Origin of the sequence: Novosphingobium sp. (assembly GCF_040398825.1) — a bacterium.
GTDB lineage: Bacteria > Pseudomonadota > Alphaproteobacteria > Sphingomonadales > Sphingomonadaceae > Novosphingobium.
In genome coordinates, this window is sequence record NZ_JBBATI010000009.1 from 97,507 (window position 1) to 104,040 (window position 6,534).

Consider the following 6,534-nt stretch of genomic DNA (forward strand, 5'->3'; position numbering starts at 1 on the left):
CACCGACCCACCTGCCCGCAACACCCGCCTGGCCGCCCCGGTCGGCCCCACGTCTGTTTGTGCCCGGTCCGCTGGCCATGGGCGCGGGCGTGGCGGTGGACGGGCCGCAGGCGCATTATCTGGGCAAAGTGATGCGGCTTGGTCCCGGCGACGCGGTCATCCTGTGCGATGATCAGACCGGCGAATGGGTGGCCACAGTGGAAGCGGCGGGCAAGCGCGATCTGACGCTGCGGGTGGAGCGCCTGCTGCGGGTGCGGGAGGACGTGCCCGATCTGTGGCTGTGCGCGGCGCTGCTGAAAAAAGACCGGTTTGACCTGGTGCTGGAAAAGGCCTGCGAGCTTGGCGTGGCGGAAATTCATGCCGTGCTGACGCGGCGCTGCGTGGCAACCCACATCAACCCGGATCGCGTGCGCGCCACGCTGATCGAGGCGGCAGAGCAATGCGCGCGCACCGCGCTGCCGGTGGCGCACGCGCCAGTCACCCTGGCCGCGCTGCTGGCCGGCTGGCCCGCCGGGCGCGCGCTGTTCTTTGCCGATGAGGCCGGCGGCGCACCGGCGGCGGACAGCTTTGCCGGGCATGCCGGCCCGGCCGCGCTGCTGATCGGCCCAGAGGGCGGGTTTGACGATGCCGAACGCGCCGCGATCCGCGCGCACCCGTGCGCCGTGCCGATCACGCTGGGCCCGCGCGTGCTGCGCGGGGAAACCGCGGCGATTGCATCGATCGCGTTGTGGATGGGGATTGTCGGCGACTGGAAAGAATAGTTGTAGCGCGAAACCTATTCCATCTTTATCGGGTGCGGGCATGAGCACGCGGCAGGAATCCGACCATAACGAACCCCTGATCGAGGACCGCGAGGCCTTGATCGCCCCCATGCAAAAGGGCGAAAAGCCTCCCGAACGCTGGCGCATCGGCACCGAGCACGAAAAGTTCGTCTATCGCAAGGCCGACCACCGCGCGCCCGGCTATGACGAACCCGGCGGCATCCGCGATCTGCTGATGGGGCTGACCGAATTCGGCTGGGAACCGGTGATCGAGGGCGGCCATGTCATCGCGCTGTCGGGCGCCGACGGTGCGGTCAGCCTGGAACCGGCCGGACAGCTGGAACTGTCGGGCGCGCCGCTGGAAAACCTGCACCTGACGTGTGAGGAAACCGGGCGGCACCTGGCGCAAGTGAAAACCGTGGGCGACCGGCTGGGGCTGGGTTACCTCGGGCTGGGGCTGTGGCCAGACAAGACACGCGCCGACCTGCCGATCATGCCCAAGGGCCGTTATGCCATCATGCTGCGCCACATGCCGCGCGTGGGCAGCATGGGGCTGGACATGATGCTGCGCACCTGCACCATCCAGGTCAACCTCGACTATGCGAGCGAGGCCGACATGGTGAAGAAATTCCGCACCAGTCTGGCGCTGCAACCGCTGGCGACCGCGTTGTTTGCCAATTCACCGTTTCTGGAAGGCAAGCGCAACGGTTTTCTGTCGTACCGCAGCCACATCTGGTCCGACACCGATCCGCGCCGCACCGGCATGCTGCCATTCGTATTCGAAGACGGTTTCGGCTATGAACGCTATGTCGACTACATGCTCGATGTGCCGATGTATTTTGTCTATCGCGATGGCAAATATATCGATGCGGCAGGGCAATCGTTCCGCGATTTCCTGGATGGACGGCTGCCCGCACTGCCGGGCGAAAAGCCGCGTCCGTCCGACTGGACCGACCATATGTCGACCGCCTTTCCCGAAGTGCGGCTGAAATCGTTTCTGGAAATGCGCGGCGCCGATGGCGGTCCGTGGAGCCGCATTTGTGCGCTGCCCGCGTTCTGGGTAGGGTTGCTGTACGATCAGGGCGCGCTGGATGCAGCGTGGGACCTGGTCAAGGACTGGGACATGGCCGGACGCGAGCGCTTGCGCGAAGCAGTGCCGCGGCTGGGACTGAACGCACCACTGCCGGGTGGTGGCACGCTGCGCGATATTGCCGGCACGGTGCTGGGCATTGCGCGCGCCGGCCTGGCGTCGCGCGGGCGGCTGAACGCCGCTGGCGACAACGAAACCGGATACCTGATGCCGCTGGAAGAGGTGCTGTCGCGCGGAAAAACCTCGTCGGAACAGCTGTTGGACCTCTACAATGGCCCGTGGGCCGGTGATGTGTCGCGGATTTACGACCAATCGAGCTTTTGAAGGACGACACCATGATCCTGATCGCCGGAACATTTCGCCTGCCGCCCGAAAACCTGGCCGCCGCATTGCCGATGGCCGAACGCGTGGTCATGGCCACCCGCGCCGAGGATGGCTGCATCGCCTATAGCTATGCGCAGGACCTGTTTGACCCCGGCCTGATCCACGTCAGCGAAAAATGGCGCGACCGCGATGCGCTGACCGCACATTTCAAAAGCGCGCATATGCAGGCGTGGATTGCCGAACGCGGTGATCTGAACCTGTCGGAACGCGACATCCGCGTGTTTGAATCCGACGAGGGCGTCGCGGTCTGATTGCCGGATTACATTGAAAATAAATGATAAAGCCCCACCCCTGAAGGGGAGGGGGGAAGACGCGCGCTTATTGCGCGTCGGTGGTTTCAGCAACCTGGTGTGCGGCGCCAGCGCGATTCGCACGCCGCTGCAATATCCAGCGCCCCAGCGCGTTGAACCGCGCGGTGATCGGGCCGTAATCGCTCATCCACGCATGGTACGCGCGGTATTTGGCGTCGGCGGCCAGCAGATGCGCCTCCTCAGTGCGGGCGCGCCAGTAATAGACCGCGCTCAGCAGCGCGAGCGCGGCGGTGTTGCGCACCGCATCGACCGGTGAATGGGTGGTCACCAGAAACGGCAGCGTCTGCAACCACCAGAAACTGTTCTTGGCCAGATAGGCCGGGTGGCGCGTCCAGGCATAGGGCCCGTTGGTCAGCACACCGCGATAGGTGAGGTTGGAAAAGCGCAGGCCAAACGCCACCGTCGCCCAGGCATAGATCGCCGTCAGCCCCACCAGCAGCCCCGCCCACAGCCATTGCAGCGCCGGCAATCCCGCCAGCCACACCGACCAGTCGGCAGTGTTCTGGTGGTAATCGAGCAGCGGTACGGTGTTGAACGGCGGATAGCACAGCAGCGCCGACACCCACCCTGCCAGCAGCGGATTGGCGGTGCGGATATGCGCATCAAGCGGTTTGATCGTCAGCAGATAGCCGACCATCGCGATCTGCACATCAACCATGAACATGAAATCGATCATGACATTGCCGATGGTGACCGGGTTGCCGGCCAGGTGGATGAAATCGGCGCGCACCTCTTCCATGAAACCGATCGTGACAATCGACAGCATGAACGCGATGAAAAAGCCTTTGACCGCCCAGCTGCGCAGATGGTGCCAGACTTCGTCGGCATCCCAGGCTTCGCGCCCGATCAGCATCGCGCCAAAATGCCACGCGCCGTCGCGCGGGTTGATCAGCACCCGATCCAGCCAAAGCACATAGGGGATCGCGCCCAGGAACAGCAGCGGCGCCGCATTGGCAAACAAATCCATCGCAAACAGATAATTGCCGCGCCAGTACCAGCGCCCCAGGCCATAGATGAACGCGATCAGCGCCCAGGTCGCCCATAGCCCGGCCAGTTTGGTAATCGCGCCATCGACCACATCGCGCAAAGGACGCGGGTTGGCCCAGTCGATCCCGGTCGAGGGCCGCAGGTGGACTTTGTCGACCACCATCGACCAGGCCACCATCGGCACGCCCGACGCGATCAGCGCGGCCAGCGCCGCATATGGCCCGATCAGCGGCGCATGCGGCCCGGGCAGCGCCAACGCATCGCCGATCACGCCCCAATTGCGGCAAATCAGCAACCACGCCAGCAAACCGGCCAGTCCCGACAGCCCGACACCGGCGGAAACGTCGCTGGCGGGGCGGGCAGGCCGGGTGGCATCGGGTTCGGTTGATCGGGTCATCGCGCGTTGGTCATACCCGCCAATGCCCCAAGAAATGGTGAAGCGCCCGGGCAAAACCCGTGACCGATCAGAGTCCGCTGCGAAAGTCGCTTATAGGCGACTTTGTGCCACCCACCGGCCCGTGCCCCCGGCCCAGCCGCCCGGTTAAGGTACCCTGTGGGCAGTTGGGACGGGGGTGCGGGGTGGTGGGTGGCACTTTCAAAATAGACTCTCAGCGATAGGCGGTGATGCGGCCGCTGTTGTCCAGCACATACAACGTGTTGTTGGCCACCACCGGCGCCAGCGTAAACCCGGCATCGTTGTGGAACACCTTCGTCAATTTGCCATCTTCAACCGAAGCGACCGACAGGTTGCCCAGCGAACTCGCCAGCCACAGCCGGTTGCCCGCCAGCACCGGCCCGGTCCACAGGATCGCGCCCTCTTTCTTTTTCGGGTGCAGATAGCGCGGCAATTGCGACAGCCAGCGCACTTTGCCGGTGGTCTTGGTAATGCACAGCAGCTTGTCTTCGTCGGTCAGCGTAAAAATCCATTCGCCGGCGATGGCCGGGGTGGAAATGCCGGCCAGATTCAGTTCCCACACCCGCTGCCCGGTCACCAGTTCATAGGCCGCCATGCGCCCGCCCTGCCCCAGTGCATAGACCCGGCCATGGTCGATGATCGGATCGGCATCGATGTCGGTCAGCGTGGAGACAGAGGTGGCGATCGATGTGCGCGCCAGCGCATCGTTCCACAATTGCCGACCGTTTTCATAGCGATAGGCGACCAGTTCGCCCGATGAATAGCCCGCCACGATCGTGCCCTGGCCCACTGCCGGCACCGCCACCCCAAACACCCCGGTCTGCGCCAGCGACCCGGATTCGTTCCACTGCGTTTTGCCGGTGGCGATATCGAGCGCGGCAATCTGGTTGTCCTGCGTCACCACGAACACCGATCCATAACCGACCGTGGGCGATCCGCGCAGCGGCCCCAGCGGCTTTACCCGCCATTTGACCGTGCCCTTTTCGGCATCGACCGCCGCCACTTCGCCAAGGCCGGTGGTGACATAGACCACGCCATCGTCGTATGACGCACCGCCGCCAAACACCGCTGCGGTTTCAGACGAAATGTCAAAGCTTTGCGACCACAACGGTTTACCCGTGTCGGCGTTGAAGGCGTGCAGCATGCCCACCGTGTCAACCGCATAGAGCCGGCCGCCACCGATAACCGGCGCCGCCGCCAGCCGTCGCAGTGGCGATGACCCGGCAATTCGCGCCGTCCACAGCGCGCGGGGATGATCGCCCAGCGCCACATGGCCATAGGATTTCGATCCGGTGCCACCGCCCTGGCCCCAATCGGTGTTCACCTCGGGCGGGGGCAGCACCACCACCACGCTCGACAGGCCATCATCGACTTTGGTGCTGGCCTCTATCCGCGACAGGATCGGCACGCGATTGCCCAGCGTCGGCGTGGTTTTCACCTTGCTCCGGTGGCCGCTGCACGCACCCAGCGCCAGCGCCAGCGCGGCCAGCGCGGTTACCGCCAGGACGCGGCGCGGCATGCCGATCGGGGCCGGCGCAAACGTGCCCCGGGCATTGAGTGTTTCATGCGGCATCCGCGTTCCCGGCATAATCGTGTCCTGACCCATGGTTACAGGGTGCTGTGTGGTATCATTGGGCAAGCGCGGGTGCGCCGGCGGCCGACGGATCGGTCCCCGGATCAACCCCCAGTTGCATGGCAAGCTGGCGTGCGCGCCCGCGCAGCGATTCGGGCACCGTGGTATCCTTGGCCATGGCAGCAAACAGCGCGCCGGCCTCGGCCTTGTGCCCCAGCTTCATCTGCGCGACCGCAGTCAGTTCGCCCGCGCTGCCAAACCACGCGTTGCCGGGCACGGCCAGCGGTTTCAACCGGTCGATCACCGTTTGCGGTGGCAGCGTGTCGAACTGCGCGGCGACGGCGCGCACCGTGGCCAGATCGCGATAGGCCTGCGGCACATTGGCGTCGGCGGCCACGGCGGCAAAGATTTTCGCTGCTTCGGCCGGTTTTTTCTGATCAAGCGCGATTCCACCCTCGATCAGCCGGGCCGATCCGGCATAACCCTTGCCGCCGGTGGCCGCGATCTGCGCCAGGCTGGTCTGCGCCGGCGCCCAGCGGCCCGCCGCAACCTGGTCCAGCGCCACGGTCAACGCTTCGCCCGCTTGCCCGGCCTGCGCCGCGACATGCCCGTTCCACGCCATCCACCCGGCCAACCCGGCCAGTCCCAGCCCGATCGCGGCGCCGATCGGCAGGCCATAACGCCGGAACAGTTGCAGCGCGTCGTCTTCACGCAAGGCATCGTCGACTTCGCGCAGGAACACCTGTTCCTGCGCCGCGTTGCGTTCGGCAACACGGTTGGCGGGGGTCGGCGGCGACTTTGGAAACAGGGCCAAGGGATATGCTTTCGGGTCAGGCTATCAGAAATGGGCAATGCAAAGGATAACGCGGCGGTTTAGCGAAGCCTCGCACCTTTTCAACCTTAATGACGCACGGCGGGCCGGTTCATTGCTGACCCGAAACTATCGTTTCGGGAAGTCGGCACCGGCCCGCTCCCCCACCCGACCACCCAACGATAGTACCATATGGGTGGTC

At 65.0% G+C, this 6,534-nt stretch carries 6 protein-coding genes; 3 read left to right on the forward strand and 3 right to left on the reverse strand.

The window, feature by feature from the left end; all coding sequences use genetic code 11:
• Positions 1–11: 11 nt before the first annotated feature.
• The 3 genes from ABWP89_RS06980 to ABWP89_RS06990 are packed head-to-tail and all read left to right on the forward strand — an operon-like array spanning position 12 to position 2,486.
• The gene (locus tag ABWP89_RS06980; protein ID WP_353228190.1) at positions 12–761 is read left to right on the forward strand and encodes a 16S rRNA (uracil(1498)-N(3))-methyltransferase; all 750 of its coding nucleotides are present in this window, start codon (positions 12–14) and stop codon (positions 759–761) included.
• Positions 762–801: 40 nt separating this feature from the next.
• Positions 802–2,175, forward strand: coding sequence for a glutamate--cysteine ligase (locus tag ABWP89_RS06985; protein ID WP_353228175.1), 1,374 nt, complete (start codon positions 802–804; stop codon positions 2,173–2,175).
• 11 nt (positions 2,176–2,186) lie between these two features.
• Positions 2,187–2,486, forward strand: a complete 300-nt coding sequence (locus tag ABWP89_RS06990) for a putative quinol monooxygenase (protein WP_353228176.1) — start codon at positions 2,187–2,189, stop codon at positions 2,484–2,486.
• Between the two features lie 67 nt (positions 2,487–2,553).
• On the opposite strand, the gene ABWP89_RS06995 is transcribed toward ABWP89_RS06990, so the two are convergent.
• The 3 genes from ABWP89_RS06995 to ABWP89_RS07005 form a co-directional block, all read right to left on the reverse strand.
• Positions 2,554–3,930, reverse strand: a complete 1,377-nt coding sequence (locus tag ABWP89_RS06995) for a methyltransferase family protein (protein WP_353228178.1) — start codon at positions 3,928–3,930, stop codon at positions 2,554–2,556.
• Between the two features lie 211 nt (positions 3,931–4,141).
• Entirely contained in the window at positions 4,142–5,521 is a 1,380-nt protein-coding gene (locus ABWP89_RS07000) for an outer membrane protein assembly factor BamB family protein (protein ID WP_353228179.1), read from the reverse strand.
• A 55-nt stretch (positions 5,522–5,576) separates the two neighbouring features.
• On the reverse strand, positions 5,577–6,335 hold the full coding sequence (locus ABWP89_RS07005; RefSeq protein WP_353228181.1) for a tetratricopeptide repeat protein: 759 nt from the start codon (positions 6,333–6,335) through the stop codon (positions 5,577–5,579).
• Positions 6,336–6,534 lie beyond the last annotated feature (199 nt).